This window comes from Carboxydothermus pertinax, assembly GCF_001950255.1.
GTDB lineage: Bacteria > Bacillota > Z-2901 > Carboxydothermales > Carboxydothermaceae > Carboxydothermus > Carboxydothermus pertinax.
In genome coordinates, this window is sequence record NZ_BDJK01000009.1 from 85,043 (window position 1) to 99,906 (window position 14,864).

Genomic DNA, 14,864 nt, shown 5'->3' on the forward strand with positions numbered 1-14,864 from the left:
AAAACAAGCAGCGGTAGGAAGCTGCTTGCACAGTGAGGTCGATAAAATGAAAATTGTGATTATCGGTGGAGGAATTGCCGGGGTATCCGCAGCTACAGCTGCCCGGGAGGTTAGTGATGCAGCGGAGGTCACCCTTATTTCAGAGGAGAATTATTATCCCTATTACCGCCTAAAGCTTTCGGAATATTTAAGCGGGGAGCTGGATGAAGAAAGCTTACTCCTTCACCCCCCTTCCTGGTATGAGGAACGGAAAATAAAAGTAATCCTGGGGAAAAAGGTAACTGGTGCTCGCTTGGAGTCCCGGGAATTAACCCTCCACGACGGAACAATAATTCCTTTTGACCGCCTGGTTTTAACTACCGGAAGCTATGCCTTTAAGCCTCCGGTAACTGGTTCAAACCTTGCTGGGGTATACACCTTAAGGAACTTAGAGGATTTAAAAGCTATTCGAGATAAAGCGGGAAGCGCCAAAAAAGCTCAGGTTATCGGCGGAGGAGTTTTAGGCTTAGAAGTAGCCTACTACCTTGGCAAAAGGGGGATAGAAGTAGGGGTCGTTGAACATAACGACCGCCTGTTACCTCGGCAGGTGGATCAGGAAGGTTCAGAGATTTTAGCAAATGCCGCCAAGACTTCAGGGGTAGAGCTTTATCTTGCCAAAGATCTAGATCGGATTGAAGGTGTAGAACGAGTAGAAAAAATAGTGTTTAAGGACGGAAGTGAAATTCCTGCCGATATGGTAATTTTTTCTACCGGCGTTCGACCGTACTTGGAAGTGGCCAACATGCTTTCCCTTGGCGTAAATCGGGGAATCATCGTAAATAAATACATGGTGACTTCCCGGGAAAATATTTATGCTGCCGGCGATGTAGCAGAGTTTGAGGGGCAGATGCCGGGAATATGGCCAGTAGCAATGGAGCAGGGGAAAATTGCCGGAGCCAATGCTGCCGGAGCGTCAAAAGTTTATAATCCTATCCCTCCGCAAAATGTGTTAAAAGTATTTGGGAAAACCGTTTTTAGTATTGGAACGGTATCTGGTGAAGGGGTTACTTCCCGCCGGGAAGATCAGGGAGATAATTTCATTAAATATTACTACCAGGATGGGAAATTGGTAGGGGCACTTTTAATTGGAGATGTTAAACTTGTAAATGAAGTAAGAAAGCTTTTTTCCTAAAAATATTATGGGAGGTATTGGAATGGACAAATATGTATGCACCATTTGTGGGTATGTATATGATCCAGCGGTAGGGGATGATTCTCAGGGCATTGCACCGGGAACGCCTTTTGAAAATTTACCGGCGGACTGGGTATGCCCGGACTGTGGCGCCGACAAAGATGCTTTTGAGAAAATGTAAGCTAAAAAAGCTGCGTGCTCTATAGTACGCAGCTTTTTTTCTTACATCAAGGCGTTCTCTAATATGGTAGGGCTGGCTTCAGCCAGCATTGTATTTTTTCCAACCTCAAACTTCTACTAAACCACTGTTCTTACATCCATTTCTTGTACTTAAACCACCGCACCATGCCGTAGGAAATGGCAACTAAACCCGCGGTGATAAATCCGGTGGAAATAAAATGATTTTGTGCCGGAAAGGGAACGTTCATCCCAAAAAAGCCGGTGACGAAGGTTAGCGGCATGAAAATGGTAGAGATAATCGTTAAGACCCGCATGGTTTCGTTGGTACGGGTGGTAATAATTGAGTTATAAGTCATTAAGATTTGATCAAGCATATCCCGCTGACTGTCTACCGAATCGGTAGCCCGCTCTAAATGGTCGGCTAAGTCGGAAAAATAAGGTTTTATTTCTTCGCTTAACGGAAAAGGTGGACGGATTAAGTTGCCAAAGATTCTTTTTTGGTGAGAAATTGCCCGGCGGATAGCTAAAATTGTCCGCTTTAAATCGATGAATTCATCGGTAATTTCCCTATTTGGTTGTTCGTAAATTTCATCTTCAAGGTCTTCAATCCGGTTTGTTACCTGTTCTAAAATTGGGAAATACTCATCTACAATGCCGTCAATAATTGAGTAAAGAAAATACTCGGCTCCCTTTACGCATATTTCGGTACTTCTCCGGCAGACCAGGGCAAGTCTTCCCAGGCTGGGCAGAGTGCTTTTATGGACAGTAACGATAAAATTTGGTCCAAAATATACGCCCAGCTGGACTAAAAGAATTTCTTCTTCCTGCTCTTCGTCGTAACGCAGGGCATGGAGAAGGAAGAAATAATAATTTTCATACTTGTCCACTTTGGCCCGGGGGCTGAAAGTCAAACAGTCTTCGACCGTCAATTCGTGAAAATCAAAGATGCGGGCAAGGTAATAAAGCTCTTTTTCCTCAAAGTTGTACAGATCTACCCACAGCATACTTTCCGGATCTGCTAAAAGCTCAGGAAGTTTGGCTAAATCCACATCGTGCTCCATAGAATTTGTTTTGTGGTTATAGTAATAAGTTTTTATCATTTTTCCACCCCCTTTGGCCGAAATCTCCATAATTTATTATAGAAGGAATAACAGTAATTTGCCAGTTTTTTTGGACAAATCCACCGAAAAAGTGATAAAATATAGTTAAAACGATTTAAGGCGGTGGTTTTCTTGAAAAAAGGCATTTATGTGATTTTGGGCTTAATAATTGCTTTTGGAACCGGGTTCTTCGTTGGAGGAAAAATCTTAGCCCAAAATGATGGCGTTATACCCGGTTCTCCCCAGGATCCACTGGTAGCCAAAAGTTATGTGGATAAACAAATAAAAGCAGTTACCGACCAGGTATATGACCTGCAAGCTCGCATTGCCGCTTTAGAGAAAAAAATAGCTGAACTATCGGCACCTAAGCCTTCCACCACTACAACCACTACAACCACTACAAAGACAGGAATTGTAACTGTCGATAAACTTTATTTACGGAAAACACCACAAATACTTAGTACCAATGTTATTACCAAATTATCCAAAAATACTCGTTTGACCGTTTACCTTAATAAATCTAACAGTACTTGGTATTATGTCAAAACCCCCACTGGGGCATACGGCTATGTAAGTAAAAGCTACGTTAAACTTCAGTAAATACCCCCTTGCAAACCAGACCAAAGTGGTCCTATGGCTACCGGAACTCCCGCCTATTATTTTGGAGAATAAATTTAAAAATGGCGGAAGGGATAATTTCCTTTCCGCTTTTTTCTTTTTTCCTAATATTTTAATATTGTGGAAGCATTTAAAATAAAGTAAAATAAATGAGGAAACGAGGTGAGAAATTTGGATCCGGCAATAGAAAGGGTACAAAAGAAGATAGCAAAAAAGAAAATGCGGCGGAGAAAAATTGTGTTAGTGACGATTTTAGCACTGTTTTTAGTTGCAGGTATTGCTTTTGCGTATTTTTATTATACCATGAATGACGTTTTTTCTCCGCCAAGGGCCCAGGGTGATAATGTGGCTGTAGCCAGTGAAAAGCCTGGCCGGGTAAATATCCTTCTCTTAGGGGTTGACGACCGCCATAGTAAAAACCGAAATGAGAGGACCGATACAATTATTTTTGCCAGTATTGATAGTCAACTAAAAAAAGTAGTTTTGGTTTCTATTCCCCGGGACACCCGGGTGAATATTCCAGGTCACGGCTGGGATAAAATAAACGCTGCCCACGTCATAGGCGGGGTAGACTTAACCAAGCAAATGGTTTCCGAGCTTTTAGGGAAGCCGATTGATTACTACATGTTAGTGAACTTTGAAGACTTTAAAAAGGTAATTGACACTTTGGGTGGAGTCACCATTGATGTGGAAAAAAATATGTATCACGCCGATGAATACCCTTACACCATAAATCTTAAAAAGGGTCTTCAGCACTTAGATGGAGAAAAAGCATTAATGTATGTTCGCTTTAGAAGTGATGCATTGGGGGACATAAGTCGGACCCAAAGACAGCAAAAATTCTTAAAAGCTTTAGCCGAGCAGGTTCTGCAGCCGGGAACAATTTTAAAGCTTCCCAAACTTGTACCGGAAGTTATCCAAATGGTAGAAACCGATATGTCCACCAAAGACATGATGTCCCTTCTTGCCTTTAGCCGGGAGCTTAATAAAGACAGCATTATTACCCAGACCCTACCAGGGTATTTCTATAACTATAATGGTATTAGCTACTGGCAGGCGGATTTAGAAGCTGCCAAAAAATTAGTAGATATGCTGTTTGAAGGCCAAGTAGAACAAAATATAGTTCTTGGTACCAAGGAAGAAAACGCGGGGATTAAAATTGTAAAAAAGAAACAAACCGTTAAGACTTCCAAGCCTTCAACTACAAATAAATATCATGAAAAACCTACTACAAATGATAACACTTACCAACAAAATCCAAGAGATAATTCCAAGAACACCGGTAGCGGCAATACGCCTCCCGCTTCAAACTCGGAAAATCTTCCCAATACCACACCCCCTCCAACCCAAAACAGCAGCGAGCCCCAAACTACTCCACCTGGTAACTCAAATAATACCACCGACGGGACTATCTATCAAAATAGTCCCGTCGGTTATTCCCCGCCTGCAGAGCAACAAGTGCCCCCGCTTAACAGTAATACTGAAACTACCACCGGGGAGACCTATAACAACTAATCCTCCGGGGGAGATAGGTGAAAAAGATTACGCTTTTCGTTATCATCCTGATTTAGGGTTAATAGTATTATCATTGAACCTGAGCAGTAAAAAGCAGGGAAAAAGCTTAAAATGTTGAATATAAAATTATTATGTTTTGTTTAAAACCTGGGGGTAAAAATGAGATTCTGGTTAAAAATTATTTTTCTCCAATTAATTATATTTGTTGTGATATTTTCTATAGGAGTTTTTTTCATTGAAGGCGATGCTTTTGACTTTTTTACCCCTGAAGATTTAAAGATTTTTAAAATAATTGGTTTTGGTCCTAAAAATACTTCAGTTAAAATCTACTTTAATTCGCCGGTTTTTGCCAGGGGTAAGCTCAAGATCTATAATGAAGTTAACGATCTAGTCCGGGAAATTAACTTAGCTGTTATTAAAAAAGGGACTAATGAAGTAACCTGGGATGGAAAAGACGATGACGGCAATTTATTAACCGATAAAAAATACCGCTTTGAAGTAGAAGCTGAACTATACCACATACCGGTGTTTTTGTTTCATGATATCAGACCTCCTGGGGTGGATGATAAAAATATTTATGCCGTCTATCCCCAAACCCTTGACCGGATTCTGGAATTAATTAAAGAAGGGGGTTATGAGACGGTTACAGCCAGCAAAATAGCTGATTATATAAGTGAGAGGAGTTTACCTCCCGAAAAACCGGTGGGTTTAATTTTTATTGACGGATATAAAGGATTTTTTAACGAAGGGGCAGGATTACTAAAATCCTATGACATGCCTTTTAGTTTATTTCTCATAACGGGCTATATAGGCGTTCGGCCGGAAATGATGACCTGGGAAGAAGTACGGGCGGTCAGTCAGCTGGGACTGGCTGAATTTGGGATTGAAGGGGATAAAATTTCTAATAACGGTTTTTGGAGGCAAAAATCAGGGGAATCGATAGAGCAGTATAAAAGCCGGATAATTAATGATGTTAATACCGCAAGAGATAAGGTGGGAAAAAATCTTAGTACCGGTGTAGAAGGATTTTTCTGGAAAGTAAATCAAAATAATTCTTTAAATATGGAAGCAGTCAGGCAAAGCGGCATTAAATATCAAGTTCTGGTAAATTACCACTTGGTTAATGAAATTGGTCAGGGAGATATCATTTACGCTTATCCGGTGTTAAAAACTACTGATATTAAAGAAATTGAAAACCGGTTAAATAATATTGTAGAAAAGAAAATTATTTTTAAAGGGGTGTTAACGAGAAATAATGGCTAACGAGAAAGGAGATATTATCGAGGTTATGAATATTCTACCCCACCGGTATCCTTTTTTGCTGGTGGACAAGATTCTTGAGGTTTTGCCAGGGCAAAAAGCGGTGGGGATCAAAAATGTAACAATCAATGAACCTTTCTTTCAGGGGCACTTCCCTGGACGGCCTATTATGCCTGGGGTTCTTTTATTAGAGGCCATGGCCCAGGTAGGGGCTGTGGCAATTTTAATGGATGAAAGATTTAAAGGAAAACTTCCTATGTTTGCAGGAATTGATGCTGCCCGGTTTCGAAAACCGGTACTACCGGGAGATCAGGTGGTTTTTGAAGTAGAGCTTTTAAAAATAAAAGGTTCCCTGGGGAAAGCTAAAGGTTTCGGTAAGGTTAGCGGCGAGGTAGTTGTCGAGGCAGAAATGTTATTTGCCCTTGCTTAAGAAAATATTTCTATTGAGAAATAAAAAGAAAGTGCTAAAATAAACTATAGGGCTTATTTTTAATATGGGGATGGTTTAAATGTTAATTATAAAAACTATTGAGATATTCGCTATAGCGTTTATTTTAACTTTAATTTTAACGCCTGTAGCCAAAAAGGTAGCGGTGAAACTTGGGGCGTTAGACATACCTGATGCCAGGAAAATTCATAAGGCCCCAATCCCCAGAATGGGGGGCTTGGCAATTTTTTTAAGTTTTACAATTTCAATTTTATTAATGTTGCCAATAGACCAAAAAATCCTGGCAATTTTGGCCGGTAGCATTATTTTAATATTATTTGGAATTTTAGATGATATTTTTAGCTTAAACCCCAAAATAAAGTTACTAGGGCAAATATTTGCAGCAATTATCCCGGTGGCTTTTGGGATAAAGGTAAATTACATTACCAATCCCTTTGGCGGTTTAATTTGGCTGGGAGATGCTTCTTATCTTTTAACTATTTTCTGGATAGTAGCAATCATTAATGCCATTAATTTAATTGATGGACTTGATGGATTAGCCTCTGGAACTGCCGCTATTTCTGCAGTTTTTATTGGTATTGCCGCATTAACGAGGGGAAATGCAACTGCTTTTTATGCTGCAGCGGCTTTAGTGGGAGGTTCTCTTGCCTTTTTAAGATATAATTTTAATCCTGCCAAGATTTTTTTAGGCGATACCGGCTCCATGTTTTTAGGTTATTGCCTTGGAATTTTATCGGTAATGGGTACAGCTAAAAGCCCAACACTCATTTCTATTTTTATTCCAGTTTTAGTTATGGCTATTCCTATTTTTGATACTTTATTTGCCATTATCAGGAGGTTTTTTGCAGGCCGTCCGATTTTTAAACCCGATAAAGGACACTTACACCATTGCATTTTAGAATTAGGCTACTCCCAAAGAAAAACTGTTTTGATTATTTACCTTTTAAATATCTTCCTGGGGATTGTTGCCTTGTATGTAAATCTTTTGACCTTTACTCAAGCGGTATTGCTTATTGTTGTAATTCTTTTGGCAATAACCTATGGTGCCCAAAAGATAGGGGTGTTAGGGGAAAATCTAGGTAAAGAGAAAACAATAATAAATAATTAAAAATAATTAATAAGAAAACTTTTACCAGTCCACCCTAATGAGGGTGGATATTTAATTTGGAGGCGGCGTCATGATTGGATTTTTAATTAATACTAAATTTCACTATACTTTATACGAACCAATTATGAAACATTTAAACAAAAGCGATTACAAGATTATTTTAACCGAGGGATACATCCGCAATGTCCGGGAAGCAAGAAGCTTCTTAAAAGAAAAAGGGATCGACTTTTGGCAGATGACCGATAAAAATGAACAAAATTTAATTAAAGAAAATATTAAAGTATTTTTAGGCCCTTTTTTCTTTCCAACGGTTTACCGGTTAAAACCCGAAGCACATCATTTACGTCTGGTCTATGGCTTAGCTAAAGATGGTTGGAATTATGCCTGGTGGAATATCTTTTTTGATTTAATTTTTGTCTATGGGGAATACGATGCAAAGAAACTTTCCTTTTATGCGCCGGTGGTGAAAGCAGGGAACCCGAAATTTGACCGTTGGTTTAAGGGGGAAGTAGAAGAGAGCAGACTAAAAGACCAAGCTAAGGGGCGACCAATAATACTTTATTTACCCACCTATGGTGAACTATCTTCCTGGCCGGCTTACCAAAAAGCCCTGGAAGATTTAAGTGAAGATTATTTTGTAATAGCAAAGCTCCATCATGGACTAAAAGTTTCGGGAGAAAATAAATTGATTATCCTCGATGAATCCTCTGATTTATTAAGTCTTTTAAAAATTGCTAATGTGGTAATTTCCGATTATTCGGGGGCAATCTTTGATGCGGTGCTTGCAGGAAAAAAATTGCTATTACTTAATTTACCTGATATACCGGAAACGCTTAGTTCTAAGGAGAGTTTAGAAAACGTCATCCGGGGTTATTGCCTGCAAGTAGATGAACCTGGGAAGATACGCGAAAAACTAGAAGAAATATTACACCACGATGCTTTTTTAAGTAAAAGGGAGGAGATAAAGCCCAAAATTTTTAGCAATATTGAGGGAAATTCAGGTAAACTTATTGCCGATACTCTTCTTGAATTTTTAACAAAAGAAAAACGTCTTCCTCCGGGTAAAGTTCAATTAATAAAGCAATTTGAACAAATTTCCTTACCAAAGCTTATACGCAATAAAAAAATTTATGGTTTTTTAAATAAAATATTTTAGTTAAGGTGGGGTTTTAAATGAAAAGTGGGAGAATAATTTTGGCGATTTTACTTTTACTTACCTTTACTGTTTCGGTAGTCATTTTGCCCCCGCGTTTTGCCGAAGATAAGAAAAAAGAAACAGGATTTTATTTGGATTATGAAACTCTTTTAAATCTAAGTACCTCTTGGGGTTTATCTCCAGAGCAAACTATAAACAAATTAAAAAAATTAGGCTTTGTGGGCCTTGCTTTATATGAAGAAAATGGAAGCGGTTCGGAAGTATTTAATCAGGAAGCTGTTCTTTTATCGGGGGTAAAAGTAATTGAAAACTATCCGGATTTAAAAGACTTTATTGAGCCAAAGTACCCTTATACTTACTTAATTACCAGGAATAAAAACATAATAAATTCCGTTACCCAAGTGTTAAATGCGAGGAGTGTTAAAAACCAACTGCAACAAATAAAAGGTAAGTACCTGCTTAAAATTTACTTTCCCTATGACAGTTCCGATAAGTTATTATTGGGTTTTAATCCTGAAGCCCTTTCCTTTGCTCAAAACAATAATTTAGATTTGCTCCTTTTTGTACCCCAATGGAGTATTGGAGAGGAAAAAGAAGTAAAAAGTTATGTTACTTATCTAAAAAACTTTTCTGCGGCTCCCAAGGTTGTTTTTGCTGATAAAAATTTACCGGAAAACAGTAAATATACAAAAGATTTTACTAAAGCTTTTTTAAAAGAACACTTTAGAATCGGTCTCTTAGATGGTATTGAACAGCCTCAAGTAAATGCAATTGTAAATCAAACCAAACTTCCGGTATTCCGGGTACGGCAGGTAACAATAAATAATGTTGAAGGGGCTAATATTTTAGCAAATCCTGATGAAAAAATAGAAAGTCTAAAAATTGGCATTAGAGACCGAAGAAATAGAGCTATTGTTTTTAAAATACCTAATAAAGAACTAAGTAAGACAACGGTTTTAGCTTTTGAAACGGAAGTTTCTAATACCTTTGAGGTGATGAAAAGCTTAAACTATAAATTTGTGCCAGTGGCTCCTATAGAAAAAGTACCGGAAAAGAAAAACGAAAAACTCCTGTTGTCTATTTTGTTAATTATCTTATTCGGGTATTCGCTAACTTTATTTAATCTTTTAGACAAAAAGACCTCTACAATTTTAACCTTGTTGGCACTTTTGGTGGGTATAGGTTTCTTTAAATTAAATTACGATTTTTACTTTAAGCTTTGTGCTTTTGGCGCTTCTATCTTATATCCTTTAATTGCATTATTAAGTATAGATATTAGAAACTCAAAATCGCTTATTAGGGCTTTGATTTCCGTTATTGGTATTATTTTAGTTAGTGTCTTTGGCGGTTTTACAATATCAGCTTTTTTAACCGGAAATAATTACTTTGTTCATGCTGATTTGTTTCGGGGTGTAAAATTATCTTTTCTCCTACCAGTGCTCTTATATGCCATCTATGCGGCTAAGATTTTGTTAGTTCGTGAAAAAAGTCTAAAACAAGTGGTTTTTGATTATTTGGGTTTAGAATTAAAACTATGGCAATTGTTTGCAATTATAATTGTGTTTGGAGTTGGAGCTTATTATCTCCTGCGTACAGGAAATGCTTCGGACACGCTGGTATTGCCTGGAGAAATAAAACTTCGTACTTTATTAAATAAATACCTTTATGTAAGGCCAAGATTTAAAGAATTTGCTATCGGTTATCCTTTGCTCTTGTGGGGACTTTGGACCAAAAGTCGAAGGGAATTTCGTTATCTTGCCTTGGTGGTTGGTAGTTTAGCCCCGGTTACAGTTATAAACACCTTTTCCCACCAATACGACCCTCTCTGGGTGAGTTTAATTAGAGCCGGAAACGGATTGTTATTAGGAGTCCTTTTAGGAATTTTATTAATAGGTTTTAATTTATTGGCTTTAAATTTAATTAAAAAATCGTCAAGGTGATTTTGATGTCTTTTATAAAAATTTATGATTTTCCTGTAGCAAACTTAAGTTTAAAAGAAGCTGTCGACGCTGTAATAAAGTTAATTGAGGAGCCAAAAAAAACCCATATTATAACCATAAATCCGGAAATGATTTATGCGGCTTTAAATAATCCAAATCTAAGTAAGATAATAAAAAGTGCTGATTTAATTTTACCCGATGGTATAGGGATTGTTTTAGCTGGAAAAATAAAAGGCCAGGAATTTAAAGAAAGGGTACCTGGCATTGAACTGGCCGAAGAAATCGTGAGAAAAAAAGATAATTTAAAAGTATACTTAATTGGAGCAAAGCCGGGTGTTGCCGAAAAAGCTGCAATTAAGTTATTGGAGGTTAATAATACCACGGAAATTGTAGGGATTGAAAACGGCTACTTTGAAAAGGAAGAGGAAAAGATTGAGCAAATAATTAATAGTAAACCCGAACTTGTGCTGGTAGGAATGGGATTTCCAAGGCAAGAAATCTTTATCAGGAATTTGCTTTCTAAATCCCCCCAACCTTTAGTGGCAGTGGGTGTTGGCGGCAGTTTTGATGTTTGGGCGGGAGTATCTAAGCGAGCACCGGAATTTATGCAAAAGGCGGGTCTAGAATGGCTCTGGCGGCTAATCCAGGAGCCATGGCGGTATAAGCGGATGATTGTCTTACCTAAATTTGCCCTAAAGGTTTTTGTGGATTACAAATTAAGAGGGAGGAAGGATTAGTGAAATTAGTTATTTTAGCAGCCGGGGTTGGAAGTAGACTTTATCCTTTAACTGCCGACCGGCCAAAAGCAATGGTGGAAGTTAACGGGAAAACGATCATCCAAAAACAAATTGAGGAAGCCTTAAAACAGGGTATTGTACCGGAAGATATTTATGTGGTAGGAGGCTACCAGATAGAGGCGTTAAAAAAAGTACTACCTTCTGGGGTGAATTTAATAGAAAATCCTGATTATGCTACCAAAAATAATGTTTATTCGGTTGCCTTATTAAAAGAATATTTAAACGACGGCTTTATCCTTTTTAATTCCGATGTAGTATTTGCACCGGAAATATTAGAAGAGCTTGTGCGCGAAAATTACCCCGACGTATTGGTTGTTGATGACGTTAACCCCTTAGATGAAGAAGATATGAAAGTAGTAATTGAAAACGGCTTTATAACCCATATTAGCAAAAAAGTAGATCCCAAAAAAGCTCATGGGGAATATATAGGAATATTAAGGTTTGGTAGCAATACGGCCCAAAAGGTTATTACCCGCTGTAACGAAATGGTGGAGAATGGCGAAATAAATGGCTGGTATGAAACGGCTTTAAATACGCTTCTACCAGAGTTAAAAATTCGTCCCGTATCCACCAAAGGTTATTTATGGACGGAAATTGATGATTTTAAAGATTTAGAATATGCCCGGGAAATAGCCCAAAAAATAAACTGGTAAGGGGATTTCTATGCCGCTTTTTAACCGTTTTATAAGTTTACCGCTTTTTATTAGAATCGAGGAAAATCTTCGCTATTCTTTAAAAACTGTCATCCGGGAGAGTAATTTCTATTTTGAAAACCCCCTTTTTATTACCGGTGGGGAAAACACTCGTATAGTTGCCCGGGAAGTGGCCGAAGGCTTTCAGGCTCCTAAATTTCAGTTTTACTATATAGCTGATAATTCTTTAGGAGAAATAAATAACTTAAAAGAAAAAATTAATGGGGTAAACCCCGACCTTTTAGTTGCAGTTGGCGGGGGGCGGGTTATTGATGTAGCCAAAGTGGTTGCCACGGAAAAGTTACTACCTCTAATAACCTTTCCCACCACCCTGGCCAACGACGGAGTAGTGAGCCCGGTGGCGGTAATCCGGGATGGAGATAAGCTTAGAAGTATTGGGGTTAATATGCCGATTGGGGTGCTGGTTGATCTGGCAGTGGTTAAAAATTCTCCCGAGCGTCTTATAAAAGCTGGTATTGGCGACTTAATCTCCAATATTACGGCGCTTGCCGACTGGGAAATTGCCTGCCGGCGGGGCAGAGATAGGATGGACGGTTTTGCTTATATGCTTTCGGAAAAAGCAGTGTATTCAGTTTTAAATTATACCGGTAAAAGTATCTGGGAACTTGATTTTTTAAGGCTTTTAGCCGAAGGCTTGGTTTTATCCGGGATTGCCATGGCTATTACTGGGACCAGCCGGCCTGCCAGTGGCGCCGAACATTTAATTAGCCATGCTTTAGATAAATTATATGAACGACCGGCCCTTCACGGTGAACAGGTGGGAGTTGCAGCCTTATTTACTGCAAAGCTCCAGCGCCAGAATTTAGAAGGATTATTAAACTTTTTTAAAAAATTTGGGCTTAAAGCCTCACCGGAAAGTTTAGGTTTAACAAGAGAACAGTTTTTAGAGGCGGTTAATTTAGCACCAGGCATGCGCCCTGAACGTTATACAATTTTAAATGAAGATATATTAAAGACGGCCGGTGAAGTTTATGATGCAGTGTATGGGAATTTGCCATAATAAGGTAAATTTATTATAATTACTAAGTGGAGGGTTAAAAATTTTTTCGAGGGGGTAGGCGATTTGAAAATCAAAAAAGCCATCATTCCTGCAGCTGGATTGGGAGTTAGATTTTTACCGGCAACCAAGGCTCAGCCTAAAGAAATGCTGCCCATTGTTGATAAACCTACAATTCAGTATATCGTAGAAGAAGCGGTAGCTTCTGGTATTGAGGACATCTTAATTGTCACCGGTAAAAACAAACGGGCCATTGAAGACCATTTTGATAAATCCCCGGAATTAGAAATGTATTTAGAAAAGAGAGGGAAAGACGACCTTTTGGAGATTGTCCGCTCCATTGGCAATATGGTGGATATCCACTACGTCCGGCAAAAAGAGCCTCTAGGGCTTGGACATGCCATTTACTGTGCCCGCAAATTTATTGGCAATGAACCTTTTGCGGTTTTACTGGGTGACGACTTGATGAAAGCTAGAACTCCGGTCTTAAAGCAAATGATTGATCTTTATGAAAAAGTGGAAGGAAGTATCGTGGCCGTACAGGAAGTAGAGCCTCAGGATGCAAGCAAGTACGGAATTTTAAAGGCAGAGTATGCCGGAGAGCGGCTCTATCGGGTCCAGGACTTGGTTGAAAAACCCAAACCCGAAGAAGCACCTTCCAACCTGGCGGTGATGGGCCGCTATATTATCGAGCCGGAGATTTTTGATTTCTTAGAAAAAACTCCTCCCGGAGCCGGAGGCGAAATTCAACTGACCGATGCTTTAAGAATGCTGTGTCAGGTAAAGCCAATATATGGTTATGTGTATGAAGGTATGCGCTATGATGTGGGCGACAAACTTGGCTTTTTAAAAGCGACCGTGGAATTTGCCCTGGACCGGGAGGAGCTGGCCAGCGGGTTTAAAGCTTATCTTAAAGAATTAGTGGCAAAGGAAATAGATTAACACTGCCCAAAAGGGTAGGCTAAAAACCACACCGTAGAAACTTCCCTTTAGTAATCGAGCTCTTTCGAGTTCATCCATAGGATCACCTCTACTGTTAGGTTATCCCTGTTATGAAAAATTTATGCAACCGGCGGAATAAAACCCGTCGGTTTTTTTCAAAATAGGGGTGGAGGTGTTCCTGTGCACGATGTAACTGAGGTCATCTTACGTTCACTGGCTGCCTTTATAGCTGTACTTATCATTACCAAACTCATTGGGAAATCCCAGCTTGGCCAGCTAACCATTTCCGACTACATAAACGGTATTGTTATTGGCTCGATTGCTGCCAATGTTGCGGTGGACCTTCGCACCAATGTAGTTCACTATCTGACGGGCATGGCAGCCTTTGGGGCACTTACCATTTTAGTGCAGTGGGCTGGGCTTAAAAACCGGAATGTACGGAAGCTTCTTCAGGATGAGCCTACAATTGTCATCCATAACGGCAAAATCTTGGAACACAATATGAAGCTGATGCGCTACACCATGGACGACTTAATGATGCAGCTTCGGGAAAAAGGAGCTTTTAACGTAGCCGATGTGGAGTTTGCGGTAGCTGAACCCAATGGAGAGCTTTCGGTTTTATTGAAGTCCACCAAACGGCCGGTAACTCCGGAAGATTTGGGATTAAATCCGCCCTATGAAGGAGTACCGGCAGAACTGGTGGTTGACGGAGAATTAATCGAGCAAAATTTTGAGCAGCATGGACTAGCTAAAGAATGGTTTTTTAACTACCTAAAAGAGCAAGGGATAACTAACTTAAAAGACATAGCGTATGCCCAAATTGATGCTAACGGTCAGGTATACATAGACTTAAAGCATGATAAGCTTACCCTGACGGTAGATATTACCGACAAAAAACCCAAGAGAAAAGGGGGATAAC

The 14,864-nt window shown here is 39.2% G+C and carries 15 protein-coding genes; 14 read left to right on the forward strand and 1 reads right to left on the reverse strand.

The window, feature by feature from the left end; translation table 11 throughout:
• The first annotated feature begins 46 nt into the window (after positions 1–46).
• Complete coding sequence (locus tag cpu_RS03480) at positions 47–1,171, forward strand: NAD(P)/FAD-dependent oxidoreductase (RefSeq protein WP_075858648.1); 1,125 nt, start codon at positions 47–49, stop codon at positions 1,169–1,171.
• A 22-nt stretch (positions 1,172–1,193) separates the two neighbouring features.
• Complete coding sequence (rd, locus tag cpu_RS03485; RefSeq protein WP_075858649.1) at positions 1,194–1,352, forward strand: rubredoxin; 159 nt, start codon at positions 1,194–1,196, stop codon at positions 1,350–1,352.
• A 130-nt stretch (positions 1,353–1,482) separates the two neighbouring features.
• Here the strand turns inward: rd and corA are convergent, their stop codons facing one another.
• A complete protein-coding gene (corA, locus tag cpu_RS03490; protein ID WP_075858650.1) occupies positions 1,483–2,451 on the reverse strand; it encodes a magnesium/cobalt transporter CorA in 969 nt (322 codons plus the stop codon).
• 132 nt (positions 2,452–2,583) lie between these two features.
• Here corA and cpu_RS03495 point away from each other — a divergent pair, with 132 nt between their 5' ends.
• The 12 genes from cpu_RS03495 (at position 2,584) to cpu_RS03550 (ending at position 14,863) form a co-directional block, all read left to right on the forward strand.
• Positions 2,584–3,051, forward strand: coding sequence for an SH3 domain-containing protein (locus cpu_RS03495; RefSeq protein WP_075858651.1), 468 nt, complete (start codon positions 2,584–2,586; stop codon positions 3,049–3,051).
• A gap of 180 nt (positions 3,052–3,231) precedes the next feature.
• Complete coding sequence (locus cpu_RS03500; RefSeq protein WP_143299296.1) at positions 3,232–4,584, forward strand: LCP family protein; 1,353 nt, start codon at positions 3,232–3,234, stop codon at positions 4,582–4,584.
• A 159-nt stretch (positions 4,585–4,743) separates the two neighbouring features.
• Positions 4,744–5,847, forward strand: coding sequence for a FlgD immunoglobulin-like domain containing protein (locus cpu_RS03505; RefSeq protein WP_075858654.1), 1,104 nt, complete (start codon positions 4,744–4,746; stop codon positions 5,845–5,847).
• On the forward strand, positions 5,840–6,274 hold the full coding sequence (gene fabZ, locus cpu_RS03510; RefSeq protein WP_075858655.1) for a 3-hydroxyacyl-ACP dehydratase FabZ: 435 nt from the start codon (positions 5,840–5,842) through the stop codon (positions 6,272–6,274). Before cpu_RS03505 ends, fabZ begins: the two co-directional genes overlap by 8 nt.
• 79 nt (positions 6,275–6,353) lie before the next feature.
• The gene (locus cpu_RS03515; protein ID WP_075858656.1) at positions 6,354–7,400 is read left to right on the forward strand and encodes a glycosyltransferase family 4 protein; all 1,047 of its coding nucleotides are present in this window, start codon (positions 6,354–6,356) and stop codon (positions 7,398–7,400) included.
• Positions 7,401–7,470: 70 nt separating this feature from the next.
• Complete coding sequence (locus cpu_RS03520; protein ID WP_075858657.1) at positions 7,471–8,556, forward strand: CDP-glycerol glycerophosphotransferase family protein; 1,086 nt, start codon at positions 7,471–7,473, stop codon at positions 8,554–8,556.
• A 17-nt stretch (positions 8,557–8,573) separates the two neighbouring features.
• Entirely contained in the window at positions 8,574–10,496 is a 1,923-nt protein-coding gene (locus tag cpu_RS03525) for a DUF5693 family protein (protein WP_075858658.1), read from the forward strand.
• Positions 10,497–10,501: 5 nt separating this feature from the next.
• A complete protein-coding gene (locus cpu_RS03530; protein WP_075858659.1) occupies positions 10,502–11,233 on the forward strand; it encodes a WecB/TagA/CpsF family glycosyltransferase in 732 nt (243 codons plus the stop codon).
• The gene (locus tag cpu_RS03535; RefSeq protein WP_075858660.1) at positions 11,233–11,946 is read left to right on the forward strand and encodes a phosphocholine cytidylyltransferase family protein; all 714 of its coding nucleotides are present in this window, start codon (positions 11,233–11,235) and stop codon (positions 11,944–11,946) included. The genes cpu_RS03530 and cpu_RS03535 overlap by 1 nt, the downstream gene beginning before the upstream one ends.
• A 10-nt stretch (positions 11,947–11,956) precedes the next feature.
• Positions 11,957–13,006 (forward strand): iron-containing alcohol dehydrogenase family protein, encoded by a 1,050-nt coding sequence (locus tag cpu_RS03540; protein ID WP_075858661.1) that lies wholly within the window; start codon positions 11,957–11,959, stop codon positions 13,004–13,006.
• A 63-nt stretch (positions 13,007–13,069) separates the two neighbouring features.
• The gene (gene galU / locus cpu_RS03545) at positions 13,070–13,945 is read left to right on the forward strand and encodes a UTP--glucose-1-phosphate uridylyltransferase GalU (RefSeq protein WP_075858662.1); all 876 of its coding nucleotides are present in this window, start codon (positions 13,070–13,072) and stop codon (positions 13,943–13,945) included.
• A 180-nt stretch (positions 13,946–14,125) separates the two neighbouring features.
• Positions 14,126–14,863, forward strand: coding sequence for a DUF421 domain-containing protein (locus tag cpu_RS03550; protein ID WP_075858664.1), 738 nt, complete (start codon positions 14,126–14,128; stop codon positions 14,861–14,863).
• Position 14,864 lies beyond the last annotated feature (1 nt).